The 26748-nt window shown below is 62.9% G+C and carries 26 protein-coding genes; 12 read left to right on the plus strand and 14 right to left on the minus strand.

The annotated features are described in order from the left end of the window. Window positions 1-33 precede the first annotated feature (33 nt). Entirely contained in the window at window positions 34-1254 is a 1221-nt protein-coding gene (locus ACELLULO517_RS03740; protein WP_227305921.1) for an NADP-dependent isocitrate dehydrogenase, read from the minus strand. A 217-nt stretch (window positions 1255-1471) separates the two neighbouring features. Between ACELLULO517_RS03740 and fdhA the strand changes: the two genes are divergently transcribed. Beyond that, a complete protein-coding gene (fdhA, locus tag ACELLULO517_RS03745) occupies window positions 1472-2662 on the plus strand; it encodes a formaldehyde dehydrogenase, glutathione-independent (protein WP_227305922.1) in 1191 nt (396 codons plus the stop codon). A gap of 83 nt (window positions 2663-2745) precedes the next feature. Here fdhA and zwf read toward each other — a convergent pair whose 3' ends face one another. Beyond that, window positions 2746-4218 (minus strand): glucose-6-phosphate dehydrogenase, encoded by a 1473-nt coding sequence (gene zwf, locus ACELLULO517_RS03750; RefSeq protein WP_227305923.1) that lies wholly within the window; start codon window positions 4216-4218, stop codon window positions 2746-2748. Window positions 4219-4388: 170 nt separating this feature from the next. Here zwf and ACELLULO517_RS03755 point away from each other — a divergent pair, with 170 nt between their 5' ends. Both ACELLULO517_RS03755 and fumC read left to right on the plus strand, forming a co-directional pair. Then, window positions 4389-5291, plus strand: coding sequence for an N-acetylmuramic acid 6-phosphate etherase (locus ACELLULO517_RS03755; RefSeq protein WP_227305924.1), 903 nt, complete (start codon window positions 4389-4391; stop codon window positions 5289-5291). A gap of 57 nt (window positions 5292-5348) precedes the next feature. Beyond that, window positions 5349-6773 (plus strand): class II fumarate hydratase, encoded by a 1425-nt coding sequence (fumC, locus tag ACELLULO517_RS03760; RefSeq protein ID WP_227305925.1) that lies wholly within the window; start codon window positions 5349-5351, stop codon window positions 6771-6773. An 80-nt stretch (window positions 6774-6853) separates the two neighbouring features. Here the strand turns inward: fumC and ACELLULO517_RS03765 are convergent, their stop codons facing one another. Both ACELLULO517_RS03765 and uxaC read right to left on the minus strand, forming a co-directional pair. After that, window positions 6854-7306 (minus strand): hypothetical protein, encoded by a 453-nt coding sequence (locus ACELLULO517_RS03765; protein WP_227305926.1) that lies wholly within the window; start codon window positions 7304-7306, stop codon window positions 6854-6856. A 206-nt stretch (window positions 7307-7512) separates the two neighbouring features. Beyond that, the gene (gene uxaC / locus ACELLULO517_RS03770; RefSeq protein WP_227305927.1) at window positions 7513-8913 is read right to left on the minus strand and encodes a glucuronate isomerase; all 1401 of its coding nucleotides are present in this window, start codon (window positions 8911-8913) and stop codon (window positions 7513-7515) included. A 92-nt stretch (window positions 8914-9005) separates the two neighbouring features. Here uxaC and ACELLULO517_RS03775 point away from each other — a divergent pair, with 92 nt between their 5' ends. The 4 genes from ACELLULO517_RS03775 (at window position 9006) to ACELLULO517_RS03790 (ending at window position 12590) form a co-directional block, all read left to right on the plus strand. After that, window positions 9006-9737 carry a GntR family transcriptional regulator gene (locus tag ACELLULO517_RS03775; RefSeq protein ID WP_227305928.1) on the plus strand — a complete coding sequence of 244 codons (732 nt, stop codon included), beginning with the start codon at window positions 9006-9008 and terminating at the stop codon, window positions 9735-9737. Continuing rightward, the gene (locus tag ACELLULO517_RS03780; protein WP_227305929.1) at window positions 9734-10654 is read left to right on the plus strand and encodes an alpha/beta hydrolase; all 921 of its coding nucleotides are present in this window, start codon (window positions 9734-9736) and stop codon (window positions 10652-10654) included. The genes ACELLULO517_RS03775 and ACELLULO517_RS03780 overlap by 4 nt, the downstream gene beginning before the upstream one ends. A gap of 250 nt (window positions 10655-10904) precedes the next feature. Further along, on the plus strand, window positions 10905-11810 hold the full coding sequence (locus tag ACELLULO517_RS03785) for a helix-turn-helix transcriptional regulator (protein WP_227305930.1): 906 nt from the start codon (window positions 10905-10907) through the stop codon (window positions 11808-11810). A gap of 90 nt (window positions 11811-11900) precedes the next feature. After that, window positions 11901-12590 (plus strand): YbhB/YbcL family Raf kinase inhibitor-like protein, encoded by a 690-nt coding sequence (locus ACELLULO517_RS03790; protein WP_227305931.1) that lies wholly within the window; start codon window positions 11901-11903, stop codon window positions 12588-12590. 156 nt (window positions 12591-12746) lie between these two features. Here ACELLULO517_RS03790 and ACELLULO517_RS03795 read toward each other — a convergent pair whose 3' ends face one another. Next, the gene (locus ACELLULO517_RS03795; protein WP_227305932.1) at window positions 12747-13646 is read right to left on the minus strand and encodes a LysR family transcriptional regulator; all 900 of its coding nucleotides are present in this window, start codon (window positions 13644-13646) and stop codon (window positions 12747-12749) included. A 133-nt stretch (window positions 13647-13779) separates the two neighbouring features. Between ACELLULO517_RS03795 and ACELLULO517_RS03800 the strand changes: the two genes are divergently transcribed. Genes ACELLULO517_RS03800 through ACELLULO517_RS03815 form a run of 4 tightly spaced genes read left to right on the plus strand, consistent with a single transcriptional unit; the run spans window position 13780 to window position 17200 of the window. After that, the gene (locus tag ACELLULO517_RS03800; protein WP_227305933.1) at window positions 13780-14613 is read left to right on the plus strand and encodes an oxidoreductase; all 834 of its coding nucleotides are present in this window, start codon (window positions 13780-13782) and stop codon (window positions 14611-14613) included. An 18-nt stretch (window positions 14614-14631) separates the two neighbouring features. Continuing rightward, window positions 14632-15210 carry a flavodoxin gene (locus ACELLULO517_RS03805; protein ID WP_227305934.1) on the plus strand — a complete coding sequence of 193 codons (579 nt, stop codon included), beginning with the start codon at window positions 14632-14634 and terminating at the stop codon, window positions 15208-15210. Continuing rightward, the gene (locus ACELLULO517_RS03810; protein ID WP_227305935.1) at window positions 15207-16199 is read left to right on the plus strand and encodes an aldo/keto reductase; all 993 of its coding nucleotides are present in this window, start codon (window positions 15207-15209) and stop codon (window positions 16197-16199) included. The genes ACELLULO517_RS03805 and ACELLULO517_RS03810 overlap by 4 nt, the downstream gene beginning before the upstream one ends. Before the next feature lie 17 nt (window positions 16200-16216). After that, window positions 16217-17200 carry an aldo/keto reductase gene (locus ACELLULO517_RS03815; RefSeq protein ID WP_227305936.1) on the plus strand — a complete coding sequence of 328 codons (984 nt, stop codon included), beginning with the start codon at window positions 16217-16219 and terminating at the stop codon, window positions 17198-17200. Window positions 17201-17485: 285 nt separating this feature from the next. Here ACELLULO517_RS03815 and ACELLULO517_RS03820 read toward each other — a convergent pair whose 3' ends face one another. Then, entirely contained in the window at window positions 17486-18430 is a 945-nt protein-coding gene (locus tag ACELLULO517_RS03820; RefSeq protein WP_227305937.1) for a LysR family transcriptional regulator, read from the minus strand. Window positions 18431-18538: 108 nt separating this feature from the next. On the opposite strand from ACELLULO517_RS03820, the gene ACELLULO517_RS03825 reads away from it, so the two are divergent. Beyond that, complete coding sequence (locus tag ACELLULO517_RS03825) at window positions 18539-19261, plus strand: SDR family oxidoreductase (protein ID WP_227305938.1); 723 nt, start codon at window positions 18539-18541, stop codon at window positions 19259-19261. 10 nt (window positions 19262-19271) lie between these two features. Here the strand turns inward: ACELLULO517_RS03825 and ACELLULO517_RS03830 are convergent, their stop codons facing one another. The 8 genes from ACELLULO517_RS03830 to ACELLULO517_RS03865 all read right to left on the minus strand — a co-directional run bounded on the left by ACELLULO517_RS03830 (window position 19272) and on the right by ACELLULO517_RS03865 (window position 26718). Then, entirely contained in the window at window positions 19272-20738 is a 1467-nt protein-coding gene (locus ACELLULO517_RS03830) for a M81 family metallopeptidase (RefSeq protein ID WP_227305939.1), read from the minus strand. Continuing rightward, a complete protein-coding gene (locus ACELLULO517_RS03835) occupies window positions 20735-21289 on the minus strand; it encodes a methylated-DNA--[protein]-cysteine S-methyltransferase (protein ID WP_227305940.1) in 555 nt (184 codons plus the stop codon). Before ACELLULO517_RS03835 ends, ACELLULO517_RS03830 begins: the two co-directional genes overlap by 4 nt. Further along, window positions 21273-22784 carry an AlkA N-terminal domain-containing protein gene (locus ACELLULO517_RS03840; RefSeq protein WP_227305941.1) on the minus strand — a complete coding sequence of 504 codons (1512 nt, stop codon included), beginning with the start codon at window positions 22782-22784 and terminating at the stop codon, window positions 21273-21275. The genes ACELLULO517_RS03835 and ACELLULO517_RS03840 overlap by 17 nt, the downstream gene beginning before the upstream one ends. A gap of 78 nt (window positions 22785-22862) precedes the next feature. Further along, the gene (gene panS, locus ACELLULO517_RS03845) at window positions 22863-23801 is read right to left on the minus strand and encodes a ketopantoate/pantoate/pantothenate transporter PanS (protein WP_227305942.1); all 939 of its coding nucleotides are present in this window, start codon (window positions 23799-23801) and stop codon (window positions 22863-22865) included. Window positions 23802-23941: 140 nt separating this feature from the next. Beyond that, window positions 23942-25123, minus strand: a complete 1182-nt coding sequence (locus ACELLULO517_RS03850) for a permease (protein WP_227305943.1) — start codon at window positions 25121-25123, stop codon at window positions 23942-23944. A 126-nt stretch (window positions 25124-25249) separates the two neighbouring features. Next, window positions 25250-25555, minus strand: coding sequence for a HigA family addiction module antitoxin (locus ACELLULO517_RS03855; RefSeq protein ID WP_227305944.1), 306 nt, complete (start codon window positions 25553-25555; stop codon window positions 25250-25252). Window positions 25556-25568: 13 nt separating this feature from the next. Continuing rightward, complete coding sequence (locus ACELLULO517_RS03860; protein WP_227305945.1) at window positions 25569-25850, minus strand: type II toxin-antitoxin system RelE/ParE family toxin; 282 nt, start codon at window positions 25848-25850, stop codon at window positions 25569-25571. A 61-nt stretch (window positions 25851-25911) separates the two neighbouring features. Then, window positions 25912-26718 carry an inositol monophosphatase family protein gene (locus tag ACELLULO517_RS03865; protein ID WP_227305946.1) on the minus strand — a complete coding sequence of 269 codons (807 nt, stop codon included), beginning with the start codon at window positions 26716-26718 and terminating at the stop codon, window positions 25912-25914. Window positions 26719-26748 lie beyond the last annotated feature (30 nt).

Below are 26748 nucleotides of genomic sequence, written 5' to 3' on the forward strand. Positions count from 1 at the left end.
GTTTGGCAGTCGTTGGTTACGAGAGGCGGGCTTTTACGCCTTGGACATCGCCAGCTTCAGATTGTCGTCGATCTTGGCCAGGAAATCCTGGGTCGTCAGGAAAGGCTGGTCCTTCGCGATGAGGACGGCCAGATCCTTCGTCATGAAGCCGCTCTCCACCGTCTCGACGCAGACGCGTTCCAGCGTCTCGGCGAAGGCGGTGACGTCCGGCGTATTGTCGAAGCGGCCGCGATAGATCAGCCCGCGCGTCCAGGCGAAGACGCTGGCGATGGGGTTGGTGCTGGTCGGGCGGCCCTTCTGATGCTCGCGGTAATGGCGCGTCACCGTGCCATGCGCGGCCTCGCTTTCCACGACGGAACCCGACGGGTCGAGCAGCACGCTGGTCATCAGGCCGAGCGAGCCGAAGCCCTGGGCGACGATGTCGCTTTCCACGTCGCCGTCATAATTCTTACAGGCCCAGACATAGCCGCCGTTCCACTTCAGCGCGGAGGCCACCATGTCGTCGATCAGGCGGTGTTCGTAGGTGATGCCCAGCTTGTCGAATTCGGCCTTGAATTCGGCGTCGAAGATCTCCTGGAAGGCGTCCTTGAACATGCCGTCATAGGCTTTCAGGATCGTGTTCTTCGTCGAGAGATAGACCGGGTATTTGCGAGCCAGGCCGTAATTGAAGCTGGCGCGGGCAAAGCCCTGGATGGAAGCCAGGGTATTGTGGATGCCGAGCGCCACGCCCGGACCCTTGAAGTCATGGACTTCCAGTTCCATCGGCGCGGAACCATCGGCCGGCACATAGTTCAGGGTCACGCGGCCCGGGCCGGGGATCTTGGTCTCGGCGGCGCGGTAGATGTCGCCGTAGGCATGACGTCCGACGACAATCGGCTCGTTCCAATGCGGCACCAGACGCGGCACGTTGGAGCAGATGATCGGCTCACGGAAAATGGTACCGTCCAGGATGTTGCGGATGGTGCCGTTCGGGCTGCGCCACATCTTCTTGAGGCCGAATTCCGTCACGCGGGCTTCGTCCGGGGTGATGGTCGCGCATTTCACGCCGACGCCGTATTGCTTGATGGCGTGGGCGGCATCGACCGTCACCTGATCGTCGGTCTGGTCGCGATATTCGATCCCGAGATCATAATATTTCAGGTCGATATCAAGATAGGGGACAATGAGCTTCTCCTTGATGAAACCCCAGATGATTCGGGTCATCTCATCGCCGTCGAGTTCTACGACGGGGGTCTTCACCGGGATTTTTGCCATGTCGGTCCTCGTTAGATCTTCTGGGAATGGTCTTGCCGCAAATTCGCACCAAGCCCGGCCTGCGGCAACCCTGCGCGCGAAAATGTGGCCGGTATCTGCTGCTCCCTTGTCGCAGGGGTCATTGAAGCCGAGGCCGGTTCGCGCGACCCTCCGCCTCAGGCCATCCCGCCGGGCAGATCGCCCGGATGAGAAGATCGGCCGAAAGGGAAGCAAAGCCATGAGCGGCAATCGCGGCGTCGTCTATCTCGGTCCCAAACACGTAGAAGTGCAGGATATTCCGGACCCCAAGCTGCAAGCGCCGGACGGGCGGCGGATCGAGCATGCGGCGATCCTGAAAATCGTCGCCACCAATATCTGCGGCTCCGACCAGCATATGGTGCGCGGCCGCACGACGGCGCCGGCCGGTCTGGTCCTGGGCCACGAAATCACCGGTGAGGTGATCGAGACCGGACGGGATGTGGAAATGGTCGCGAAAGGCGATCTCGTCTCCGTGCCCTTCAATGTCGCCTGCGGCCGCTGCCGCACCTGTCGCGGCGGCGATACCGGCGTCTGCCTGACGGTGAATGACGGTCGGGCCGGCGGCGCCTACGGCTATGTCGATATGGGCGGCTGGATCGGCGGGCAGGCGCGCTACGTCATGGTGCCTTACGCCGACTTCAACCTGATGAAGTTCCCGGACAAGGCGCGGGCCATGGCGAAGATCCGTGACCTCACCATGCTCACCGATATTTTCCCGACCGGGTTTCACGGCGCGATGGGCGCCAAGGTCGGGGTCGGCTCCACGGTCTATGTCGCGGGCGCGGGTCCGGTCGGCATGGCGGCGGCCGCCTCCGCCCGCCTGCTCGGCGCGGCCGTGACCATGGTGGGTGACTTCAATCCCGAGCGTCTGGCCCATGCCAAGGCCATGGGGTTCGAGCCGATCGACCTCTCCAAGCATGACCGGCTGGGGGAGATGATCGCCGAAGTAGTGGGCGTGCCGGAGGTCGATTCGGCGATCGACGCCGTGGGGTTCGAGGCGCGCGGCCATGCCGGCGGGGAGCAGCCGGCGGTGGTGCTGAACCAGATGATGGAGATCACACGGGCGGCCGGCAGCATCGGCATTCCGGGTCTGTACGTAACGGATGATCCGGGGGCGGTGGACGCGGCGGCCAAGGTCGGCAGCCTGTCGCTCCGCTTCGGCAAGGGCTGGTCGAAGGCCCATACGCTGCATACGGGACAGACGCCGGTGATCCGCTACAATCGTATGCTGATGCAGGCGATCCTTTATGACCGCGTCAATATTGCCGAAATCGTCAATGCGACGGTGATCGGGCTGGAAGATGCGCCCAAGGGATACGAGTCTTTTGACGCCGGCGCGGCCAGGAAATACGTGATCGACCCGCATGGATTGATCGCCAAGGCGGCGTAATTCTCGGTCCTATCGGCCGCAGGTAAGTTCCGCACAGCACGACGTCGGGGGGAAGGGCGAGCCCTCCCCCCTTCGTCGGTCGTTTACTCTTCGTGCCAGCTGCGGCCGTCACGCTCCAACAGGGCGACGGAAGCCGAGGGGCCCCAGGTGCCGGCGCGATAGGTCTTCGGGAATTCGCCCGAGGACATCCAGGCATCCATGATCGGATCGACCCAGCGCCAGGCGGCCTCAACCTCATCGCCGCGCATGAACAAGGTCTGGTTGCCGCGCACGACATCCATGATCAACCGCTCATAGGCATCCGGGCTGCGCACCGCGAAAGCCTTGGCGAAGCTCATGTCCAGCGGAACGTGCTGCAGGCGCATGCCGCCCGGACCCGGATCCTTGATCATCAGCCAAAGCTTCACGCCCTCATCCGGCTGCACGCGGATGACAAGGCGATTGGCTTGCAGCTGGCCGGCATTCTCCTCGAAGACGCTATGCGGGATCGGCCGGAACTGGACGACGATCTCCGACACGCGGGAGGGCAGGCGCTTGCCGGTGCGCAGATAGAAAGGCACGCCGGCCCAGCGCCAATTGCCGACCTCGGCCTTCAGGGCGACAAAGGTCTCGGTCATGCTGGTCGGGTGGCCGAGTTCTTCCAGATAGCCGCGCACCGGACCCTTGGTCGAAGCGCCGGCCGTGTACTGGCCGCGCACAGTCTGATGGGCGACCTGCGTCGGGTTCATCGGCTTCAGGGAATGCAGGACCTTCAGCTTCTCGTCCCGCACGCTGTCGGCGTCGAGCGAGGTCGGCACTTCCATCGCGGTCAGGCAGAGCAGCTGCATGATGTGATTCTGGATCATATCGCGCATGGCGCCGGCCGTATCGTAATAGCCGGCCCGGCTTTCCAGTCCGACTTCCTCGGCGACCGTGATCTGGACATGGTCGATGTAGCGCGCGTTCCAGACCGGCTCGAACAGGGAATTGGCGAAGCGCAGAGCCATGAGGTTCTGCACCGTTTCCTTACCCAGGTAATGGTCGATGCGGTAGACGCTGGTTTCCGGGAAGATCTTGCCGACCGAGGCGTTCAGCGCCTGGGCGGATTCAAGATCCTTGCCCAGCGGCTTTTCGATCACCACGCGGCTTTTATCGGTGATCAGGCCGTGGGCGTTGATCTGCTCGCAGATCGGGCCAAAAATATCCGGCGCGGTCGAGAGATAGAAGACGCGGATGCGATCCTTCTCCTCGTTCAGGCGCTTGGCGAGAACGTCCCAGCCTTCCGAGCCGGTCGCGTCCATCGACACATAGCCGACGCGGGCGACGAACCGTTCCAGCACCTCGGCGTCCATATCGGCGCTCGGCACGAAGCTCTCGATGGCCTCGCGGGCGACCTTCTGGAACTCTTCGTCGGTCACCTTCCGGCGAGAGGTGCCGATGATGCGCGCCTCGGCCGGCAACTGGCCGTCACGGTCACGCTGGTACAAGGCAGGGAGAAGCTTGCGGCGAGAGAGATCTCCCGAACCGCCGAAGATGACGAAATCAAACGGATCGACGGCAATGATGCGTGCGACCATACGACAGGGCTCCTTTTCAGGCGAGGCGCTACCATACGCGAGCGTGAGGAATTGGCTAGAACCCTGGCCTTCGCATTTGCACCATAAGCGCTGCACGAGAGGCGCTTGACGGCGCGAGCAGGCTGGCGTCAACCCGAACCATGACCGTTTCATCACGATTGTCTCCACCGGTGCCCCAAACCGAAGCCGTCAACCGGCGCTACCGGGACCTTGACCTGTGGGACAGCGCGACCGCGCTGGAAACGCTCTGGGAAGGACAGATGGCGGCGATGGCAGCCCTTCGTCCGGCTTTGCCGGTCCTGGCTGCGGCCGCCGATGCCGCCGCCGCGCGTCTAGCGACAGGTCAAGGCCGGCTGATCTATGCGGGCGCCGGCACCTCCGGCCGGTTGGCGGCACTCGACGCCGCCGAACTGCCGCCGACCTTCGACTGGCCTTACGCGCGGACGCATCTCGTCATCGCCGGCGGCACCGGCAGCCTGCTGCGGGCGGCGGAAGGGGCCGAGGATAATGCCGATGCCGCCCGCGCCGAGCTTGAAACGGCGGGCGTCAGCCCTGACGATGTGCTGATCGCGCTCGCCGCCAGCGGCACCACCCCCTTCGCGATCGCGGCGGTCGAAACGGCGCGTGCCGCCGGCGCGCTGACCATCGGCATCGCCAATAGCCGCGGCGCGCCGCTTCTGGCCGCCGCCGACCATGCCGTTTTGCTCGAAACCGGCGCGGAGGCCATCGCCGGTTCCACCCGCATGAGGGCAGGCACGGCCCAGAAGGCGGTGCTGACCTTGCTCTCGACCCAGATCATGATCCGGCTCGGCCGCATCCATGACGGGCGGATGGTCGAGATGCGGCCCACCAATGCCAAGCTTCTCGCCCGCGCCCAGCGGATGGTCGCAGACCTGACCGGCTGTTCGGCCGAAGACGCCGCCGAAACTCTGGAGGCAGCGCAAGGCCGGATCAAGACAGCCGTCCTCATGATCCTCCGCGCTATCGACGCCCCCCAGGCGGAAGCTCTGCTTTCCCGCCATGCCGGCATTCTCCGCGCGGCCTTGGCGGAGGGGCGCGAAGTTCCGCTATAGCCTCCTGACCTGCAAACCCTGCTCCGCTTTCGGGGCAGCCATGCCAAGGAACCGATGATGACCGACACCCAGACGGCCGCGGATATCCGCATTGAGCATGATGCGCTGGGCGATGTGCCCGTGCCCAACAACCGGCTTTGGGGCGCTCAAACCGAACGCTCGATCCACAACTTCCCGATCGGCCGGGACAATTTCACGTGGTCGCGGCCCGTTATCCGCGCTCTCGGCGTCCTGAAAAAATCGGCCGCCCTCGCCAATGGCGAGCTCGGCGAACTGCCGCCCGAAAAAGTCGCACTCATCGTCCAGGCGGCGGATGAGGTGATCGCCGGCACATGGGATGACGAATTTCCCCTCGTCGTGTTCCAGACCGGCTCCGGCACGCAGAGCAATATGAATGCGAACGAGGTGATCGCGAACCGCGCGATCCAGATCGCGGGCGGCGTGCTCGGCTCCAAGACCCCGATCAATCCGAATGACGACGTCAATCGCGGCCAGTCCTCCAACGATACCTTCCCGACGGCGATGTATATCGCGGCGGTCGAAGTGATCGCCGGCAAGCTGCTGCCCGCGATCACCGTTCTGCGCGATACGCTGGATGCGAAGGCGCGCGCATTCGCCCATGTCATCATGATCGGCCGTACCCATCTGCAGGACGCGACGCCGATCACCCTCGGACAGGCCATCGGCGGTTGGGTGGCGCAGCTGGATGAAGCGGCCCGCGCCATCAAGGAGGGGTTGCCTTGGCTGATGGAGCTCGCCATCGGCGGCACCGCGGTCGGCACCGGCCTCAACGCCCATCCGAAATTCGGCGAGACGACGGCACGCCATATTGCCGAGACGACCGGTCATCCTTTCGTCTCGGCCCCCAATAAATTCGCCGCACTCTCCGCGCATGACGCCATGGCTCATTCCAGCGGGACGCTGCGCACGCTGGCCGGCGCGCTGCTCAAGATCGCGAACGACGTCCGCTGGCATGCCTGCGGTCCGCGTGCCGGCCTGGCCGAAATCCTTATCCCCGAGAACGAGCCTGGTTCTTCCATCATGCCGGGCAAGATCAACCCGACGCAGTGCGAATCGATGACGATGGTGGCCGTGCAGGTTTACGGCAATGACGCTGCCGTCGCCTTCGCCGCGAGCCAGGGCAATTTCCAGCTCAACGTCTACAAGCCTGTCATGCTGTATAACCTGCTGCAGTCCGCGACGATCATGAGCGAGAGCATGCTGGCCTTCGATGAGCATTGCGCGCGCGGCATCGAGCCGAATTACGAGCGGCTGAAGCACAATCTGGAAAGCTCGCTGATGCTGGTGACGGCGCTGAACCGTCATATCGGATACGAGAAGTCGGCCCAGATCGCGCTGAAGGCGCATCGCGAGAATAGCAGTCTGAAGGAATCGGCGCTCTCGCTCGGCTTTCTGACCGAAGAGCAGTTCGACGCCTGGGTGAAGCCGGAAGACATGCTTGGGCCGATCGCCGCGCGGTAAGCGACCCGTCCAAGCCGACATAAAAAAGGCCGCTCCGATCTCCGGTGCGGCCTTTTCTGTAAAGCCCTGCGGCTGCGGCTTCAATTGTGAAGATTGTTGTAATCGACCCAGCCTTTGACCGGGCCGTTCGGCGTCTGCATCTGCATCTGGATCGAGGGTTCGCGCATGCCGTCCGCCTGAATGCCGACAAGGCCTGCCGGCAAGCCGTTCGTCACCATCGTGCAATCGCCCGGACTGCCCGCCGAATAATTTTCGAGATCCGACTCCGTCGGGCAAATCGCCGCAGCACCGCGCACGAAAATCGGCTTCGCCAGATCCAGCGTGTGGCGGCCAACCGAGATGGTCTGGCCATTGATGAAATAGGCCGCCATGCCGACCGGCGGCGGCGTCTCCCCGGTCAGGATCGCGGTCACCACCAGCCCGCCGATGACGAACAGAAACACGCCCACGAGAGACTTGCGCGCAAGCGAGCTTTCAGGCCGCTTCCCTGCGTCCATCAAGCCGGGGACATTAAAATCGGAATCGCCGCTCACACTCTGTCCGATCACCGTCGAATGTTCCGCTTTCGAGCGCGCATGCTCTCTCTGCCACTTAACTGCGAATGTCGGCCCGATGCCTAGCCGATTTTTTCTATATCGTCCTTTTCATGGCGGTCGTTAGCCGCAAATGGGGCCGTTTTCCAGCGGCATTACGATACTGACGGGTCTTCTCCGCATGACGGATCGCGACCCGGCATCCGTCAGAGCTTGTAGGCCTTCTTCGCAAGATTATAGGCAAGGTCTTGAGCGATAGCCTGCGCCTCATCCTCGTTAAGCCGGTGCTGCACGACGAGGCCAGCCAGGAAGGCGCAATCGACCCGGCGCGCCATGTCATGCCGCGCGGGAATGGAGAGATAGGCGCGCGTGTCGTCATTGAAGCCGACCGTATTCGCGAAACCTGCCGTCTCCGTCGCTATCTCTCGAAAGCGCTTCATGCCCTCGGGACTGTCGAAGAACCACCAGGGCGGCCCCAGGCGCAGACAAGGATAATGGCCGGCGAGCGGTGCCAGTTCCCGCCCGTAACTCGTTTCATCAAGCGTGAAGAGAATGAGGGTGAGATGAGGGTCATTGCCGACCGCATCCAACAAGGGTTTCAATGCCCGCACATAATCGGTGGACGACGGGATATCCGCGCCCATATCCGGCCCGAAATCGCGGAAGACGAGCGGGTTGTGATTGCGGAAAGAGCCGGGATGCAGCTGCATGACCAACCCGTCCTCGATGCTCATCCGCGCCATTTCCGTCAGCATCTGCGCCCGGAACAGTTCGGCCTCGGCAGCACTCCCTTGTCCCGCGATAATCCGCGTGAACAAAACGGCGGCGTCTGTCTGCGGCAGGTCAGCCGTCTGTGCGGTCGGATGACCGTGATCCGTCGCCGTAGCGCCCATCGATATGAAAAAGGCGCGGCGTTGCCGGTGTGCTGACAGATAACCTTGCCAGGTCATAGCCTCGCCGGTCATGGCCGTAAGCTGCGCGACATTGGCGGCAAAACCCTCACGCGCGGGATCGACCGTGAAATCCGGCCGATAGGTCGGCACCACCCGCCCCTGCCAACCTGACGCGCGGAGTGCGGCATGATTCTCCAGATCGCTCAAAGCGCTGTCGGTCGTCGCGATCGCTTCCAGGTTGAAACGTTCATACAGGGCGCGTGGGCGAAACGCGTCCTGACCGAGGTGATCGGCGATGACATCATAGAGCCTGTCAGCATTGTCTTCGTTCAACCGCTCGGTGATCCCGAAGAGGTCTTCCAGAGACTGTTCAAACCAAAGCCGCGTCGGCGTGCCGCGGAACAGGTGGAAATGACGGGCGAAGATGCGCCAGATTTTGCGGCTGTCGGTTTCCACGTCCTGTCCGTCACGCCGCGAAATCCCGAGCGACTCAAGTGAAATCCCCTGGGAATAGAGCATGCGAAAGATATAGTGGTCAGGCTTGACGAACAGCGTCGCGGGATCCGGAAACGGCGCATTCTCGCTATACCAGCGGGGTTCGGTATGCCCGTGGGGGGAGATGATCGGCAGGGTCGCTATGGTGTGATACAGCCGACGGGCGACAGCGCGGGTCGCAGGATCGCTCGGGAAAAGTCTGTCTGGATGTAAGGCCATGGTCAGCTGCCCCCGCAGTCTTCTCAGTTGCTTTGGGGGCGCATTCGTGGCGCCCTCTTGTTCAGATGCAAAAATGGAATTGATATATTAGAATGTCAAGCGACGGCCCTTCGATCCGCAATTCGCAATCCCTCGTGGATCAAGTGATTGCGAACGCGCCGCGCCTGCCGCGCATCACCTCGGCAGTCGCGATTTACCGTCATCTGCATGCGGCTATCTTGAGCAATGCGCTGCCGCCCGGAACCGCCCTGCAGGACAAGCTGCTCTGCGCGGAATTCGCCGTCAGCCGCACGCCGGTGCGGGAAGCGTTGATTCGCCTGGCGGAAGACGGGCTGGTCGATATCTTTCCGCAATCGGGCACCTTCGTCTCCCGCATCAAGGCCGACGCGATTCCGGAAGCGCTCGATATCCGCCAAGCGCTGGAAAGCCTTGCTGTCTCACGCGCAGCGGCGCTCGCCAAACCCACCGATATCGCGCGGTTGGACCAGTTGCTGGCACGGCAGACCGCACTCGCGGAGGCCGGCGATACGGGACTGTTTCACGAGGCCGATGAGTTTTTTCATGAGACGATCGGCATGATCGCTGACCGTCCCGGCCTCTGGCGACTTGTGAAACAGGTGAAGTTGCAGATCGACCGTACCCGAGTCCTGACCCTGCCGGCACCGGGCCGCATGATCCAGGTCGTCAGCGAGCATCGGCTTGTACGCGACGCGATTGCCGCCGGCGACGCGGTCAGCGCGCAAGTCGCGATGACGGATCACCTCAATGTGGTGATCCCTGATCTGGCCCGGCTGCGCGGCGAATATCCGGCCTATTTCACATGACAGCCCATCTGACCCGCCGCGCCGCGCTCGCGGCACTCGCCACGGGCCTGGTCTTGCCCAGCGCCGCAAGGGCTGAGGCGCGCGATATCATCCCGCTTTGGCCAGATGGACCGCCGGGCGGCGGCGGCCCGGCGGGGCCGGAACGCATCAGCACGCGCGGCGCCATCAGCCACATCGCGATCCCGCATCTGCGGGTCTATCGCCCTGAAAACCCCACCGGCGCAGCCGTTCTGGTCGCCGCTGGCGGTGGCTACAGACATATCGAGATGGGGATGGAGGCGGCGCCCGCCGCGCATTGGTTGGCCGCGCGCGGCATCACGGCCTTTGCCCTGCTGTATCGTCTTCCGGATGAGGGATGGTCCGCCGGACCTTACGCACCGCTGCAGGATGCGCAGCGGGCCATGCGCCTCGTCCGTGCTCAAGCTGGCCTTCAGGACGGCAGGATCGGCGTTCTCGGCTTCTCATCCGGCGGGCATCTGATGGGCATGACGGCAACGCGATTTGATAAAGCATCCTATGCACCGGTCGACGCGGTGGATCGGCTTTCGGCGCGGCCTGACAATGCGGCCTTGATCTATCCGGTCATCACCCTTGAGCCACCCTATGACAATACATCGACAAGGCGCGTGCTGATCGGACAGACCCCGAGCGCGGCGGAGAGCGCGGACTGGTCCGTGCAGACCGCGGTCCGGAAAAACGGCCCGCCGGTCTTTCTCGTCCAGGCCGACGACGACCCGATCTCCAACCCCGCGAATACGCGGATCATGGCGCAAGCCTGTGCCAAAGCCGACGTGCCGGTGGAGTGGCATAGGCTCGCCCAAGGCGGCCATGGTTTCGGCATGGGACAGCCGGGGAGCGATACCGCGCTTTGGCCCGGCTGGTATCAGGAATGGCTGCAGCGGCAGGGCATGCTTTAAATCAGGCTGCAATGCGCATCGGCTATCGACCCAAACAGGGCATAGGCCAACTCGGAAAACGACCCCAGAAGCGGACATTCATCGCTGGCGCATGCCTAAGGCAACGCGGTCGGAGTGGAGCGGCGCCTGTGAGCATAAGCGAACAGGAAACGCTCTAAACGCTGACCCAGGCAAAAGCCTCGATCATTAGCGGACGTCCTTGTTGGTTTTGCGTAAAGTCTCTCGATGAGAGGCACCGGGGCGGTCATCGATGAGTTTTGAAGCGAACCCAAGGAATGAGGCTTGGAAGCGGTTGCTGCCTCTGGCGCCGCATGACGCGCGTGCGGGCGGCAGCGCGGACGATGTTCCATCCATCTCCGCCTTCGTGGCCCGGCAACGCGAACACTTCAAGGAACTGACGCTGCCGACGAACGGACTTATCGTGCTTCTGGAGGGCAAGAAGGAGGTTCGCTTTGGCATTGACCGATACCTCTATCGTCCCGGTGAGGCCTTTGTCGCACTGGCCGGTGCCGTAATGGATGTCACCAACTTCCCAGACACTTTGTCCGAGCACTATCGCGCCCTGTTTGTGCGGCTGCCACGCTCGTTGATGATCGAGGCCGCACGGCGCTGGCCGCAGTTCTCCAACCCGGTATCGCCGCCCCATCTCAGCCGCCTTCCGGTCGATGCGATCCTTACCGATACGCTTATTCACGCGGTCGGGCGCGGCTATGGGTCGGGTCAATCCACAGTCTCGCAGCCACTCGCACAGCACCGCTTCCTGGAAATCGTTCTTGTTCTGGCGGAGCGCGGAGCGATCTCGCTGACACCGAAATATGCTGAGCAATCCTTTGCCGATGCCCTGCGCCAGTTCATTCGCCACCGGCTGCACCATCCCTGGACCGCGGCAGAGGTGGCCCAGCATTTCGGCTGCTCGGTCGCGACCTTGCGGCGGCGGTTGCTGGCCGAAGGCCAAAGTTTCGCCAAGCTTCTCCTGGCCGAGCGTATGGCCGCAGCCCGCATCCTGCTGACCGAGCGGGGTGCCGAGGTCGCGGATACGCTCGCCGCGACAGGGTTCGCGTCCCGATCCCATTTCGCCGTGCATTACCGGCGCCTCTATGGCGAGACGCCATCGAGCGCCCGCGCCCGGGCGAGGGAACCGACCGTCCCGATTTGATTGGCTTCGGCGCATTCCTGCTCGTTTCGGGCCGTCATCCCCCGTTTCCCACGGATAGTTTTGGGCGGTCACACAGCCCGGAGCGATCCCATGCGCACTCTCATTCGAGTCTCTTCCCTGGCCTTCGTCGGCACCTGTCTTCTGGCCTCCGCAAGTGCGGCGGCGGACCTCACCGTCACGTTCGGCGAAACAGGGGCCCACGGCGTCATCGCGGATCGTTATGCCTTCTGCCCGCCCGCCGGCACGAAGGGGGCCGATATCAGCCCGGCCGTCACGTGGTCGGCGGGACCGAGCGGCACGCGGTCTTATGCCCTGCGTATGCAAGACCTCGACGTACCGGCCAGCTTCGACCAGATCGAAAAGCCCGGCGTTACCATCCCGTCGGATGCGCCGCGGATCAGCGTTGACCATTGGGTTCTGGCCGATATCCCGGTCCAGATTCATGCGCTGGCCGAAGGCGCGGATAGCGCGGGCTTCGTCAAGGGAGGCAAGCCGACGGGGCCCACCAGCCACGGCGTGCGCGGCACGAACATCTATGCCAGATTCCTGGCCGCCAAGCCTGGCATGGCAGGCCCCTATGGCGGCTATGATGGCCCCTGTCCGCCGCGCAACGACCAGCGTCCACATCGCTATGTGGTAGAGGTCTTCGCGCTGAACATCGGCAGCCTGACGCTGCCCATTGGCTTTACCGGCGCCGAGATGGCCAAAGCCATGGCAGGCCACATTCTGGCGCAGGGGCAAGCCTCGGCTGTCTACAGCCGATGGAAGACCAAGATGTGAGCCATGGCAGCGCGGTCTTGCGGAGGGGCTGCATGCCTCTACTGCCGCACCGGCATCGTTGAGGACTGATGATGTTCCTTATCGAACAGCCGGTAACGACCCGATGCAGCCGTTAACGGTACCTTCGGGCAGTCCCGAAAGCGGATGTCGGCGGCCTCACCATGAATGAGGGTAGCGAAGAGCATCGATCAGCAGCTTAAACGCCGACGAGCCATGTCTGCGGCTTGGGTAATACAGATGATACCCGGGGAAAGGCGGACACCAGTCTTCCAGCACCCGGATCAACCGACCTTGGGCGATATCTTCGAGGGCTTGATCCTCTGGCATATAGGCGAGGCCCAGACCATCCCGCACCGATTGCAAGCGCAACACCGCGTTATTGAAAACAAGCTGCCCCTCGACCCGCACGCGTAGCTCACGGCCGTCTTTTTCAAACTCCCACGGAAACAGCCCGCCATACGTCGGTAGCCGGAAATTGATGCAGTTATGTCCCGTCAAATCGGCTGGTATCAGCGGGCGCGGATGGCGGTCGAAATAGCTGGCTGAGCCGACGACGGCGACACGCATATCCGGCGCGATCCGGACAGCGATCATGTCTTTGGCGACCTGCTCGCCTAGGCGCACGCCAGCGTCATAGCCTTCGGCGACAATGTCCGTCAGGCCGAGATCAACGATGATTTCTACCCGAATGTCAGGATGGTCGATCAGAAACCGTTTGAGGGCCGGTTGCAGCACAGTCACCGCCGGATGTTCGCCTGCAGAAATTCTGATCGTGCCGGACGGCTTGTCCCGCAAGGCGCTCAATGCCGCCAGTTCGTGTTCCATTTCATCGAAGCGTGGGGCGAGCGTCCGCATGAGCCGATCACCAGCCTCAGTTGGCAGGAGGCTTCTGGTGTTACGGCTCAGAAGCCGCACGCCAAGACGGGTTTCCAGACCCTTGATGGTCTGGCTTAGGGCAGACTGCGACACCCCCAGTTTGGCGGCAGCCCGGGTGAAGCTGCGCTTACGGGCAACCACCACGAAAGCGGCCAGGCTATTGTAGTTCTCGGTGCTCAACTATTAGGTCACCTTATGACGGCATGCTGATTACCCCTTCTTATCGAAGTTAGGCCCCGAGGTTAAGTAAGAGGCCGAGCAAAGGCCGGTCAGAAAAGACCCGATCAGCCTTTCATCCGAAAAGGAGATGCGCATGACGACATGGCTCATCACCGGCTGTTCCGCCGGTTTGGGGCGCAGTCTGGCCCAGGCTGTCCTCAAGGCAGGGTTCAATGTGGTTGTCACTGCCCGGAACCCGGATTCAGTCGCGGATATCGTCTCGGCCTATCCGAAGACGGCGGTCGCAGCCGCGCTCGATGTCACCGACCGCCAAGCCATTGACCGCGTGGTCGCCCTAGCCGGGGAGCGGTTCGGCGGCATCGATGTGCTGGTGAACAACGCGGGGTACGGCTATCGCGCGGCGGTTGAGGAAGGCGACGAGGAAGAGGTGGCCGCGCTCTTTGCGACCAATGTGTTCGGCCCCGTATCGGTCATAAAGGCTGTCTTGCCGGGCATGAGGGAGCGGAAGACCGGGACGATCGTCAATATCAGTTCCATTGCGGCACAGCGCTCCTCACCCGGTTCGGGCTTCTATTCGGCGACCAAGCGTGCCCTGGAAGGGTTGTCCGACGCACTTCGGAAAGAAGTGGCACCGCTTGGCATCAAGGTTCTGATCGTAGAGCCCGGCGCCTTCCGCACCGAGTTTGCGGGCCGGTCGCTGCGTGGCAGCGATAAGGGTCTTGATGCCTATGCCACCACTGCCGGCCCACGTCGCAAAGGGACCGACAAGACGCACGGCACCCAGCCGGGTGATCCGGATCTTGCCGCGCAAGTCATGATGGACACCATCATGGGCGGCGATCTCCCGGTGCGGCTGCTGCTGGGTCGTGATGCCATCGCGGTCGTGGGCGAGGAAATCGAGGCGCAGCGGGCCGAGATCAAGGCATGGTCTGACGTCAGCGTCAAAACTGATTTCACCAATCGTTAGATGATGGGACCGGCCGGGATGCCCCGTCGCCTGATCTTGGCCGCATCCGCCGCGCTTGCCGCCGCGACCAAGACGGCCGCCAGTGCCGAACCGGATGCAACGCAGCAAGGCTCGCCTAAAAGCCTCGTCGTTCTTTTCACACGGTCAGGCAATACGCGCGTCATCGCGGGCATCATACAGCGTAGATTCAAGGCAGCGTTTTTCGAGATACAACCAGCCAAACCCTATCCCGATGACTATGAAGCGACCGTTGCACGAGCACGCCTGGAACGCGACCAGCAGATCGAGCCGCCCATCGTGCAGACGGTTTCGGATCTCTCCCGTTACAGCACAGTCTTTCTTTGCTTTCCGATATGGGGAGAGACCGCGCCGCCGGTCATTCGCACCTTCCTGAAGGCGCACAACTTTCAAGGAAAGACTGTGCGCCCCTTCATCACCCATGGCGGCTATGGCCTGGGCAATAGTCTGTCCGTCATCCAAGGCCACGCGCCCGGTGCGCAGATCGCCTCTCCCTTTGTGATGGAGGCCGATCAGGAGCGGCGCACACTCAATCAAGTCCAAAACTGGCTCGGCCAGATCAAAGGAAATACCTTATGAATAGTCGTATCCTAGGAAACGGCCTGGAGGTCTCTGCACTCGGCCTTGGCTGCATGAGCATGAGCGCGCTTTATGGGCCACCGGCGGATATAGCGGAAATGATCAAGCTCATCCGCGACGCCCACGAACAAGGCGTGACGATGTTCGATACGGCGGAGTCCTACGGCCCGTTTACGAATGAACGCCTTCTCGGCGAAGCCCTCCAACCGATACGCGATCAAGTGGTCATCGCCACCAAATTCGGCTTCGACATTGACCTGGAGACCGGCGAGCGCCGGGGTGGCACGAACAGCAGGCCGGAGCACATCAAGGCAGTCGCAGAAGCGAGCCTGAAGCGGCTGAAGACCGACCGGATCGACCTTTTCTATCAGCACCGCGTAGATAGCGCAGTACCCATCGAAGACGTTGCCGGAGCGGTCAAGGACCTGATTGCAGCAGGGAAGGTGAAGCACTTCGGACTATCGGAAGCCGGTGTGGGGACAATCCGCCGCGCCCATGCGGTTCAGCCTGTGACCGCTGTTCAGAGCGAGTATTCCTTGTTCTGGCGTGGCCCGGAAAGTGAGCTTCTTCCTGCTCTTGAGGATCTCGGCATCGGCTTCGTGCCGTTCAGTCCCCTTGGCGCAGGCTTTTTGACCGGCAAGATCGACGAGAACACGAAGTTCGACCCCACAGACTTCCGCAACAACGTGCCACGCCTCGCCCCTGAAGCACGCAAGGCCAACATGGCGCTGGTTGATGTCATCCGAAGCGTTGCAGAGCAAAAAGGGACTACTCCGGCTCGGGTAGCGCTTGCATGGTTGCTGTCTCAGAAACCTTGGATTGTTCCAATCCCAGGAACGACGAAAGCGCATCGCCTTCAGGAAAACCTTGGCAGTGTTGAATTGACGCTGACGGCGGCCGACCTGGAACAGATAGAGACGCAATTGGCTCAGATAACTGTTCAAGGCGAACGGCTCCCCGAAGCGGTTCTCAAGTTGAGCGGACGCTAAAACCAAGGAGAGTTTCAATGCAAAAACGAACACTCGGAAAAAGTGGTTTAGAGGTTTCCGCCCTTGGCCTCGGCTGTATGGGCCTGAGCTTCGGCTACGGACCAGCCACAGATCGCGGCGAAGCCATCGCGCTGATCCGCGCTGGCTTTGAGCGTGGCGTTACCTTCTTCGACACGGCCGAAGCCTACGGGCCTAACCACAACGAGGAGGTCGTCGGCGAAGCCCTTCAACCCTTCCGTGACGAGGTCGTAATCGCCACCAAGTTCGGTTTTAAGAACGCCGTTCCCGCTCAAGGCACCGACAGCAGCCCAGAACGCATCCGCCAGGTGTGCGATGAGGCGCTAACGCGTCTGCGTACCGACCGCATTGATCTCTTTTATCAACACCGGGTCGATCCCAATGTGCCGATCGAGGATGTCGCGGGTGCGGTGAAGGACCTGATCGCCACCGGCAAGGTGAAGCACTTCGGCATGTCGGAAGCGGGCGCCCAATCGATCCGGCGTGCGCACGCGGTGCAACCCGTGGCGGCCCTCCAGAGCGAATACTCCATGTGGTGGCGCGAACCGGAGCTGGAGATACTGCCGCTTCTGGAAGAGTTGGGTATCGGCTTCGTGCCTTTCGCCCCGCTCGGAAAGGGATTCCTTACTGGCAAATTAGAGGCGACGACCACCTTTGATAAAGGAGATTTCCGCAGCACGGTACCCCGCTTCGCGCCGGACGCGATGAAGGCTAACCAGGTGGTGGTCGAACTGATCAAGGAGATCGCGGCCGATAAGGGCAGCACCTCGGCACAGATCGCGCTCAGTTGGCTTCTCACCCAGAAACCCTGGATCGTGCCGATCCCCGGCACGACCAAGCTGCACCGGCTCGATGAAAACCTTGGAGCAGTGAATGTTGAGCTTACTGCCGAGGACCTTGAACGCATAGCCCAGGCACTTGCCAGACTAACGGTCCAGGGCGATCGTTATGGTGCATCACACCAGAACCTCATCAATCGTTGAGACGCTTAACCGTCTCCGCTCGCCTCGGCTATGAAAGCTCATCCCAGTTTAATCGACAATAAAGCCGATTGTTTGATCGGTTCTCAGGGCGCGACACAGCGGAGATGGCAGAGATTTGGGGACCGAAGGCTTAAACTCAAATCTCTGCCACACCGACAACTCACTGCCTTAGATAAACCGCTCTCAAAAACACACTGATTGTCAGCTAAACACAGTTCCGATCCGAAAACCGACAGGCTGCTTTCCCCCCATCTCGGCCATTAACTCTATTGCTCGGGCCTTCGGTCACATCCTGACACGGGCAACGAGCGGTTCATCCCACGGCCCGCCGACAGTCGTCGACACGAAATCCAGAAAGGCGCGCACCTTGGCCGGCGGCAGATGGCGCGACGGATGATAGACATGGAGCGGAAAATGCTCCCCGTTCCAATCCGGAAACAGCTCGATCAGCCGCCCGCTTTCCAGAAGCGGCGCCATGCCCAGCACCATAGGCTGGGCGATGCCAAGCCCTGCCAGACAGGCGGAGACCGAGGTTGTCGCATCATCCAAAATCAACCTTCCATGGACGTTGACCGGTAGAATCTGGCCATCGCGATGAAATTCCCAGTCGAAAGGCCGGCCAGTCGCAGGGTCACGGAACAGCAGGCATTCATGGCTTGGCGTCGCCAAATCCTCCGGATGCGCAGGCCTTCCGTACCGCGCGATATAGGATGGCGCCGCGCAGGTCATGATCCGCGTGTCCAGAAGCTTGCGGGTGATCAGGGCGGAGGGTTCGGGCTCCCCAAACCGTACCGCCGCGTCGAAACCGTCCGAGATCAGATCGCCCAGCCGATCCCGCACCACCACATCCAGTTCCAGCTTCGGATAGCTGTCCAGAAAGGCCTGCAGGCGTGGCACCAGAAGCAGGGAGGCGAACCAGGGGTCGCAATTGATGCGCAACCGGCCCTGCACCGCCTGCGCTTCCCCGGCAGCCGAGCGCGTCGCCTCCTCCATCCCAGCCACAAGGGGTGCCAAGTCCGCGACCAGACGGCGGCCGGCGGCGGTCAGGGTCGTCGCACGCGGATTGCGGTCGAACAGCCGCAGAGCGAGCCGTGCTTCCAGCCGCCCGATGGCACGACTGACGCCGGAGGGGGTCAGGCCCAGCACCTCCGCCGCTCGGGCGAAGCTGCCGGTCTCCGCCACCGCCATCAGCGTGCCGACACCGCTCAACAGCCGCCCGTCAAAATCCATGGTGATTTTCGGTCATCTATAGGCTGACAAAGATGCGCTCACGTCATCCTATATCCAAGGGCTATCTCTCCCCTCGCGGCGGGTTCGCCGCCGAAATTGGAGGCTAACATGACATTGAACGCCAAAACCGTGGTCGTGCTGGGCGGAACATCCGGCATCGGCTTCGCCATCGCGGAAGGTGTGGCGGCGGCCGGCGGCAAACCCATCATCGTCTCGCGCTCACAGGCCAATGTGGACGCGGCTTTGAGCAAGCTGCCCCAGGGCGCGGAAGGCCATGCGGTCGACCTCACGGATGAGGCAGCCTTGGCCGCGCTGTTCGCGACCATCGGCACGCTCGATCATCTCGCCTATACGGCCGGTGAAAGTCTGATGATGGGCCCGCTGACGGAGATGGACCTGACGGCCGCACGGCGCTTCACGGAAACCCGTTTCTGGGGGGCGGTCGCGGCTGCCAAACACGCGGCCCCGCGCATCCGGCCCGGCGGGTCCATCGTGTTCAGTTCCGGCATCGCGGGCGCACGTCCGCCGCAAGGCGGCTGGTCCATGGGCGCCAGCATCTGTGCGGGGATGGAGGGGCTGACGCGGGCGCTGGCCATCGAACTCGCGCCGACGCGCGTCAACCTCGTCTCACCGGGCTTTATCCGCACGCCGCTGTGGCGCGACATTCCGGAAGCCGACCGTGAGGCATTGTTTGCCTCAGTCGGCGCCAAGCTGCCGGTCGGCCGCGTGGGTGAGCCAGGGGAAATCGCCGCTGCCTACCTGTTCCTGATGCAGGCCGGTTTCACCACCGGGCATGTTCTGGTCGCCGATGGCGGCGGATTGCTGGTCTGATCCCCAAGGCTCACGGACAAAACGGGTCCTCGTCGCGCGGCCAATAGCGCGACGAGCGGCGCGTATAGGAAATCTGGCCGAAATCCTGGGACAAGGCGCCGGGCGACGAGGCATAGAGCACGTCGCCCGCGATCGGCGCGAAGCCGGCATAGAAATGCTGGTTGGATTTCACGACCAGAATGTGCTGCGTTGCCGGGTCAAGCCCAAGCGTCACCATCGCCTCCGGATGGAAAGCCTGGCCGCGTAGGCTGCACAGGATGATGTTGATCCCCTGCGACTGCACCCAGGCGCAGGCACCGAGCGACACCGGCGCATCACCGAAACGCTGATAGACCTCATCAGCCAATCCCATGACCTGGACGGAAAGATCGACCGGCGTACCGGAACTCACCCCGCATTTGCCGCCGATGCGCAGGTCAAGACTCGCACCCAGCCCGGCCTCCTGACAGAAGCGCACGGCCATCGGGTCCCACAGATAGCCGATGGTGATGCGCGCGATACGCCGCTCCAGGGCCGCTTGCAGAAAGAACGTGGCATCGCCCGGCGCGCCGCCGCCGGGATTATCCGCGACATCGGCAATCACGATGGGAAAGCCCGGCTTGTCCTCGGCCAGTTCCAGCGCGACCTCCAGCGCAGCGTCGATGGTCAGGCAATGGGGCAGAACCTCCTTGCGCTGCGCGAACAGAGCCTCCCCGTAATGACGTGCTGTGGCAGCCGCCTTCTCGGCGTCACCATCGGCCACCGCCAGCAGCTTGACGCCGACATCCGCCACATCCGCCCAGGGAAAGCCGTGGATGAGCGACAGCGACAGGATGCCGTCGCGTCCTTCATGCGCCGCCAGATGATCCACGAAATCGCGCATCGGCTGGGCGGTCGGGCGGAACATGCCGATCATGCGGCAATCGAAGACGGCCATCACCGGTTGCGTGCGTCCGGCGGCGGCATCTTCGATCAGCGTGAACAGGTCATCGGCACGGGCCGGAATATCGACATGCGGATATTCCTTATAGGTCAGCAGCACCGTGGCGGAATCAACCATCGCGTCCGTCAGGTGGCAATGCAGATCAAGCTCCACGCCGATCGGCACAGCGGGACCGACAATCGCGCGAACGCGGGTAAGTACCTCGCCCTCGCAATCCTCATAGCCGTCCGCGACCATGGCGCCGTGCAAGGCGAGCAACACGATATCGGGTTTCGCGGCCTCAAGATCACGCAGGATCTCGTCGCGGAAACCTTCGAACACCGGCCGCGTGGTGATGCCGCCCGGCTCGGCATAGGCACACAGGCTTTCCGCCACCTCCCAACCCAGCGCCTCCGCCCGGCGGCGCCAGACATACAAATGCGCCGAGCAGTAGTTTTCCGGCCGGGACGTGGCATCGCCATGGGCGACGAACCCGTCCGCGAAAGCGCGCGCGCCGGTCGGCAGCGGGGCAAAGGTATTGGTCTCGGTATCAAGCGCCGCGATGAAAATTTTCATGCGACCGAGGATAGCAGCGCCTCGCCAAGGCCGGGAAGGCCCGGTTGCCGCGTCATCGCGGGCTTCTCGTGATCCAGCAGCCAGACCTTGCGTGGAAGGCCGCCGCCATAGCCGGTCAGCGCGGCACTGGCCCCGATGACGCGATGACAGGGCACGACGATGGCGATGGGGTTGGCGCCGTTCGCCGCCCCCACGGCACGCGAGGCATTGGGACGGCCGATGCGGACAGCGAGCTTGCCGTAGCCCAGGGTCTCACCGGCCGGGATATCGCGCAAAGCGGCCCAGACCTGGCGTTGGAATTCCGTGCCTCCGGTCTTGGTTTTGATCTTGTCGATGGCCCGGAAGTCACCCGCGAAATAGCGGTCCAAAGGATCGCGCAGCGCTTTGGGTGCTGGTTCCGGCTGCAAGGCGGCGGCCCCGTAATGCAGCGACAGCAGGCGCCGCATGCGCGTCTCGTAATCATGGAAATCGAGGGCACGCAGAATATTGCCTTCGAAGACCAGCAGAATTTCCCCGACCGGAGAGGGGATACGGTCAATCGACAAGAGCACTTTTTTTCTCCTTGTCCGTCTTGGTTGCAGGCTTGGTTGCAGGCACAGAACCCAGCGCCTGCAGCCAGAGGTGAATGGCGGCATAGGCCCGCCACGGCCGCCAGCTTTCCGACCGCGCCTCCAGCGCCCTGGCCGATAGGCCCAGCACCCGCTGCATGCCGACATCCTGCGCGGGAAAGGCATCCGGCTCCCGTAGGGCGAACAGCGCGATACAATGCGCGGTCCAGGGGCCGATACCGGCGACGGCGGTCAGCCGCCTAATGGTCTCGGCCAGATCGCCGCCCGGTGCCAGCAGATCCGGATCAGCAGCCTCGGCGCGGGCAAGGTTGATGATGGCGGCAGCCCGGGCGCGCGGCATATTGAGGTCAAGGCTGAGATGATCCGCGACTTCGATCAAACGCTCGGGCGTCGGGAACAGCCCGATGAGGCCGGGAATGCCGGTCTCGACCTCCGTGCCGTAGCGCGTCACTACCTCGGCCGCCAGACGGCGACCGGCAGCCACGCTCACCTGCTGGCCCAGGATGATGCGCACCGCGCATTCGAAACTGTCCCAGGCGCCGGGCACGCGCATGCCGGGTCGGGCCGCAACCCAAGGCGCGAGGGTCGGGTCAGTCGCCATATGCGCGTCGATCAGCGTAGTATCGGCGGCCAAGTCGAACAGCGCGCGCAGACGCGCCACGATTTCAGGCAGGAATGCGAGTTTCGGAAAATCGATCCGAACGATGAGGTGATCGCCGCCACCGGGTGACACGACAACCGTCCCGTGATGACCGCCGAGCGTGATGAGCCGGGCATAGCTTTGCGGCGTCACCGCTTCCACGCCCGGAATGGCATGGGCGGCCAGGGCCGTGATGACGCCGTCCCAGTCATACGGGGGACGAAACGGCAGGCTGAGCGAGAAGCTATGATCCGCTTGCGGCTTGGACGACCGGCGGCGCATCTGGCTCGGCGGCTGGCCGTACAGCGTGCTGAAAACATGGTTGAAGCGGCGCAGGCTGCCGAAGCCGGCGGCGAGTGCCACATCGGTCAGCGGCAATGTGGTTTCCACGACCAATTGCCGGGCGAGCAGATGCCGCCGCGTCTCCGCCACCTGTTTCGGGCTGGCGCCAAGATGGGCGGTGAACAGGCGGCGCAAATGCCGCTCCCCCACGCCAAGCTTGCGCGCAAGGCTCGGGCCATCCGTCGCATAGCCCAGCGCGATCAGCGCCATCGCGCGTTCGACCAAGGGATTGGCAGGCGCCGTGGATGGCGCGCGTTCCGGCCGGCAGCGCAGGCAGGAGCGATAGCCCGCGACCTCGGCCGCCGCCGCCGTCGGGTAGAAGGTGACGTTTTCGGATTTGGGCGTCTGCGCCGGGCAGACGGGGCGGCAATAAATCCCCGTCGTGCGGACAGCGGTGAAAAACCGGCCGTCGAACCGCGCGTCGCGGGTTGTCAGCGCCCGGTAGCAGATGGCGGGATCGAGCCTGGCCAGCGCGATGGGATTGGCTGCGGACATGGGGACATCATGCCATGCAGCCGCCCGCCCCGCTCGCCGTTTTCGGACATGACCGTCCCTCGGCGGGACGGATCGATGTCAGGCTTCGCGCGCCAGCCGCACCGCCTCGCGCTTGGCCTGACGGCCGTTCCAATAGCCGGCCAGAAGCGAGCCGGAGATATTATGCCAGACCGAGAAAATGGCGCCCGGCAGGGCGGCCAGCGGCGTGAAGTAGAGCTTGCCCAAAGTGGCCGCCAGCCCGGAATTCTGCATCCCGACCTCGAAGGCCAGCGTCCGGCAGATGCTTTCATCGAAGCCGAGCAGGCGCCCGCCCCAATAACCGCCGAGATAGCCGGTGCCATTGTGCAGAACCACGGCCAGGAAAACGATCGGTCCCACGGTTGCGATGGCACCCGCCGTGCCGGCGACAACCGCGGCAATGATCAGCAGGATGCAGACCATGGAGACCAGCGGCAGGATCGGCTCGATCCGCCGTACCGCCTTATGCGCCACCACATTCACGAAAACGCCGAGGGCGACCGGCACAAGCACGATGCGCACGATGCTTTCCAGCAGGCCGAGCGTATTCACCTCGATCCCGTGGGAGACATAAAGCCGCACCAGCAGCGGTGTCGCGATGACGCCGACGATGGTGGAGACGGCGCTGATCGTGACGGACAGCGCCACATCGCCGCCCGCCAGATAGACCATGACGGTGGAGGATGTGCCGGACGCGACCGACCCCACCAGCACCATGCCGACGGCCAATTGCGGCGAGAGGCCGAGGATCTTGGCGATCAGGAAGGCTGCCAGCGGCATGATGATGTAATGCAGCACAAGGCCGGCGATGACCGGTGCGGGCTCCCGCGCCACGCGGCGGAAATCCCCCGGCGTCAGCGTCACGCCCATGGCGAACATGATGATGCCGAGCAGCAGCGTGACCCAAGGCAAAATCGTCTTGAAGGCCGGCGGCATCAGGAAGGCCGCGACGGCGATCAGCAAGGCCCAGAGCGGAAATAAACGGGTGACAAGGCGCATGAGGCGATTTCTCCGGTCGTGAGCGATGCTTCAAGGACCGAAGCGACGCACGGCAAAAGGGCAGGAAAGATTGTGTCGCCTACCGTCTTTCTCCCGACAGGAAAATAGCGAAAACCGCCTGTCTGCTTTTCCCTTTGGTGTTAGTGGTGGTGATGCGCGTGGACCGGCTCGGCCGCTTTCGCCTTGGCAGCGCTGTGGCCGCAGCAATGGCGCGGCGCCATTCGCATCGGGTTCCGCTTGGCAAGGATGACGGCAGCGACGGCAACAAGTCCGAACAGGATATTGAGAAAGAACGTGTAATTGACGGAGAAATGCTCCATCGCAGCGGCCGCATGCGGGTTGCGCGCCGGAATCCAGCCGAGACCGTTGAAGGCCAGATCCATGATCAGCGCTGCCAAGACCATCGTCGCGTAGAAAACGCCACCGATATAAGCGGCCATCTTCCAGCCATAGGTGCGCCGATAGACATCCAGCAGCGGCAGCACGATCAGATCGGCGAACAGGAAGGCCAGCACGCCACCGAAGCTGACACCCGATCCCCATAGGATCGCGGCCAGCGGCACATTGCCGATGGAGCAGACGAAGGACAGCATGGCGACAATCGGGCCCAGCAGCGCATTGGCCGGCACCTGAATCCAGGGATTCGCTCCCTTCACGAATAGGAACTGCCAGACGCCGTCGGGCACGAAGGCACCCAGCACCCCGGCGATGACGAAGCCGAGCACGATATCCTTCCACAGCATCTGCCAATCCATGACGAAGCTGTGGGAGGCATGAACCCAGGTGTCACGACGGCCGAGCTTCTGCCAGACGCTGCCCGGTGCTTCGGCCATGCCGCCGTGATCGTGGTTGTGGCCCCCCGCCTCGGGGAATGTCCGCGCCTCTTCCACCAGCTTTTTCGGATAGGTCAGCTTCACCAGCACAGCGAGGATGATGATCAGCACCACCCCGCCGATCCATTCGCCGACCATGAATTGCCAGCCCATCAGCAGCAGCAGCACGACGCCGAGTTCGATGACGAGATTGGTGGAGGCAAACAGAAAAGCGAGGCTAGGCACCAGCGCCGCGCCCCGCTTGAACAAGGTGCGGCTGACGGCGGCGGAGGCATAGGAGCAGCTGGAACTCGCCGCGCCGGCCAAAGTCGCGAGAATGATTTCCTTGGGGCCGTTGCGACCCAGCGCCTTCTGCATGCCCTGCTTGGAGACGAGGGTTTGCAGCAGCGCGGAAATGGCGAAGCCAAGCACCAGGCTCCACCCCACCTGCCAGACCATGCCGATGATCAGCATCACCGCATGCTCCAAATCCGTCAGCAGCATTTCCATCGGCTCTCTCCTGCGCGCCCGCCAATGGGAGAGATGGGCATCGCCGCATCACCCCTCATCAGGCGTGACTGCAGGCTAGACCTTTCCAACATGGGAAGGTCTAGCCTTTCTTCCGGCCGTTGAAGGTCAGGCAGCCATGCTTTGGGCGAAGTGATCAGCGTTACGGATTGCATCTGCCGATACCGTCATGCGCGCGACATCGAGATCGTAGCGCAGTTGCAGGTTCAGCCAGAATTCGGGCGAGGTCGCGAAGGCATGGCCGAGCAGGATCGCCGTCTCACCCGTAATCCGCCTGGTGCCGTTGATGATAGCGGTGATGCGGTTTGTCGGAATGCCGAGGTTTTGTGCCAGCTTATTGGCGCTGATCCCATGCGGCTCCAGAAACTCTTCCTTCAGAATCTCTCCCGGATGGATCAGCAGGGTCTTGTCCATCGCCGCGCCTCCTTCAATGGTAATCGACGATTTCGACATCCGTGGCACCGTCCCCCGCCCATACGAAACAGAGCCGGTACTGGTCGTTCACTCTTATCGAATGCTGACCCAGCCGATCATGCTTCAGCGCCTCAAGCCGGTTTCCGGGTGGTGACCGGAGATCGTCCAGGCTTTTCGCAGCATCCAGCATGAGCAATTTCCGGCGCGCCACGCGCTCGAACGCCTTCCAGGCCGGATCGCCGGACCGACCGTCGAACAGACCCTGCAAAGCCTTCGAGCGGTAGCTCTTGATCATACGAAGAATGGCATTCCCATATGCTTTACGTCAAGAATAATGAAATTGCCTTCCGGGTAGATCACCCCACCAGCGCCTTGACGCCGACGAGGTCCGCGAGCGTCGGGAAAATTTCCGGCGCGCCGGCTGCCAGGGGGTGGCCGGTCCACATGCCGTCATCGGCCAGGAAGTCGCTCACGGTGCCGCCGGCTGCTTCGATGATGCAAAGTGCGGCCAGGCAATCCCAGGAATTGATGTGCTGCTCGATATAGCCGAGCAAGCGGCCGCAGGCGACGTCGCACAGCATCAGCGCGCCGGATCCGTTGCGGAAGAACATGCCCCCTTTATTGAGCAGGCTCTCCAACAGCGGCAGGAACCTTGCGGGCGGAATGCGCGCGGAATGGCCCATGCCCGTCAGGCCGTCGGTGATCTTCGCATTGGGGCGCACATGGATCGGTTTGCCATTCAGCGTCGCCCCTTGGCTAAGACGGCCGACGAAGACCTCGCTGCGCGCGGGCGCGGCGACGAAGCCGAGTTCGGCACGGCCATCGAGCACGAAAGCGATGGAGACGCACCAGTTCGGCATATTGCTGACGAAAGGCTGCGTGCCGTCGATGGGATCGACCACCCAGATGCCGCGTGCGCCGTCCACGGCATCGGTCCGGCCGGTTTCCTCACCCAGAAACGCATCTTCTGGGAAAGCGTCGCGCAGCCGGTCGCGGATCAGGATTTCGGTATTGAGATCGGCCTCGCTCGCCATGTCCTGCGGGCCTTTGCTTTTGATCGTCAGCGTGCCGAGGCTCTGGAAATAGCCCATGGCGAGTTCCGCCGCCTCCTCCACCAGACGGGCGCCAAAGGCGAAGCGGGCATCGAGGTCGAAATCGGCCATTTTTTCTCTTTCGTCGAAGATCGAACAGAA

The organism is Acidisoma cellulosilyticum (assembly GCF_020621385.1).
GTDB classification, from domain to species: domain Bacteria; phylum Pseudomonadota; class Alphaproteobacteria; order Acetobacterales; family Acetobacteraceae; genus Acidisoma; species Acidisoma cellulosilyticum.

What these genes read in the sequence shown, in the direction of transcription:
- ACELLULO517_RS03860 (WP_227305945.1), bottom strand. Translation starts at nt 25,850, where the DNA reads ATGATCAAGAGCTACCGCTCGAAGGCTTTGCAGGGTCTGTTCGACGGT.
- ACELLULO517_RS03800 (WP_227305933.1), top strand. Translation starts at nt 13,780, where the DNA reads ATGACGACATGGCTCATCACCGGCTGTTCCGCCGGTTTGGGGCGCAGT.
- ACELLULO517_RS03830 (WP_227305939.1), bottom strand. Translation starts at nt 20,738, where the DNA reads ATGAAAATTTTCATCGCGGCGCTTGATACCGAGACCAATACCTTTGCC.
- ACELLULO517_RS03780 (WP_227305929.1), top strand. Translation starts at nt 9,734, where the DNA reads ATGACAGCCCATCTGACCCGCCGCGCCGCGCTCGCGGCACTCGCCACG.
- ACELLULO517_RS03775 (WP_227305928.1), top strand. Translation starts at nt 9,006, where the DNA reads ATGTCAAGCGACGGCCCTTCGATCCGCAATTCGCAATCCCTCGTGGAT.
- ACELLULO517_RS03855 (WP_227305944.1), bottom strand. Translation starts at nt 25,555, where the DNA reads ATGGACAAGACCCTGCTGATCCATCCGGGAGAGATTCTGAAGGAAGAG.
- ACELLULO517_RS03805 (WP_227305934.1), top strand. Translation starts at nt 14,632, where the DNA reads ATGCCCCGTCGCCTGATCTTGGCCGCATCCGCCGCGCTTGCCGCCGCG.
- panS (WP_227305942.1), bottom strand. Translation starts at nt 23,801, where the DNA reads ATGCGCCTTGTCACCCGTTTATTTCCGCTCTGGGCCTTGCTGATCGCC.
- ACELLULO517_RS03820 (WP_227305937.1), bottom strand. Translation starts at nt 18,430, where the DNA reads ATGGATTTTGACGGGCGGCTGTTGAGCGGTGTCGGCACGCTGATGGCG.
- ACELLULO517_RS03815 (WP_227305936.1), top strand. Translation starts at nt 16,217, where the DNA reads ATGCAAAAACGAACACTCGGAAAAAGTGGTTTAGAGGTTTCCGCCCTT.
- fumC (WP_227305925.1), top strand. Translation starts at nt 5,349, where the DNA reads ATGACCGACACCCAGACGGCCGCGGATATCCGCATTGAGCATGATGCG.
- ACELLULO517_RS03810 (WP_227305935.1), top strand. Translation starts at nt 15,207, where the DNA reads ATGAATAGTCGTATCCTAGGAAACGGCCTGGAGGTCTCTGCACTCGGC.
- ACELLULO517_RS03740 (WP_227305921.1), bottom strand. Translation starts at nt 1,254, where the DNA reads ATGGCAAAAATCCCGGTGAAGACCCCCGTCGTAGAACTCGACGGCGAT.
- ACELLULO517_RS03825 (WP_227305938.1), top strand. Translation starts at nt 18,539, where the DNA reads ATGACATTGAACGCCAAAACCGTGGTCGTGCTGGGCGGAACATCCGGC.
- zwf (WP_227305923.1), bottom strand. Translation starts at nt 4,218, where the DNA reads ATGGTCGCACGCATCATTGCCGTCGATCCGTTTGATTTCGTCATCTTC.
- ACELLULO517_RS03785 (WP_227305930.1), top strand. Translation starts at nt 10,905, where the DNA reads ATGAGTTTTGAAGCGAACCCAAGGAATGAGGCTTGGAAGCGGTTGCTG.
- ACELLULO517_RS03840 (WP_227305941.1), bottom strand. Translation starts at nt 22,784, where the DNA reads ATGTCCGCAGCCAATCCCATCGCGCTGGCCAGGCTCGATCCCGCCATC.
- ACELLULO517_RS03790 (WP_227305931.1), top strand. Translation starts at nt 11,901, where the DNA reads ATGCGCACTCTCATTCGAGTCTCTTCCCTGGCCTTCGTCGGCACCTGT.
- uxaC (WP_227305927.1), bottom strand. Translation starts at nt 8,913, where the DNA reads ATGGCCTTACATCCAGACAGACTTTTCCCGAGCGATCCTGCGACCCGC.
- ACELLULO517_RS03850 (WP_227305943.1), bottom strand. Translation starts at nt 25,123, where the DNA reads ATGGAAATGCTGCTGACGGATTTGGAGCATGCGGTGATGCTGATCATC.
- fdhA (WP_227305922.1), top strand. Translation starts at nt 1,472, where the DNA reads ATGAGCGGCAATCGCGGCGTCGTCTATCTCGGTCCCAAACACGTAGAA.
- ACELLULO517_RS03865 (WP_227305946.1), bottom strand. Translation starts at nt 26,718, where the DNA reads ATGGCCGATTTCGACCTCGATGCCCGCTTCGCCTTTGGCGCCCGTCTG.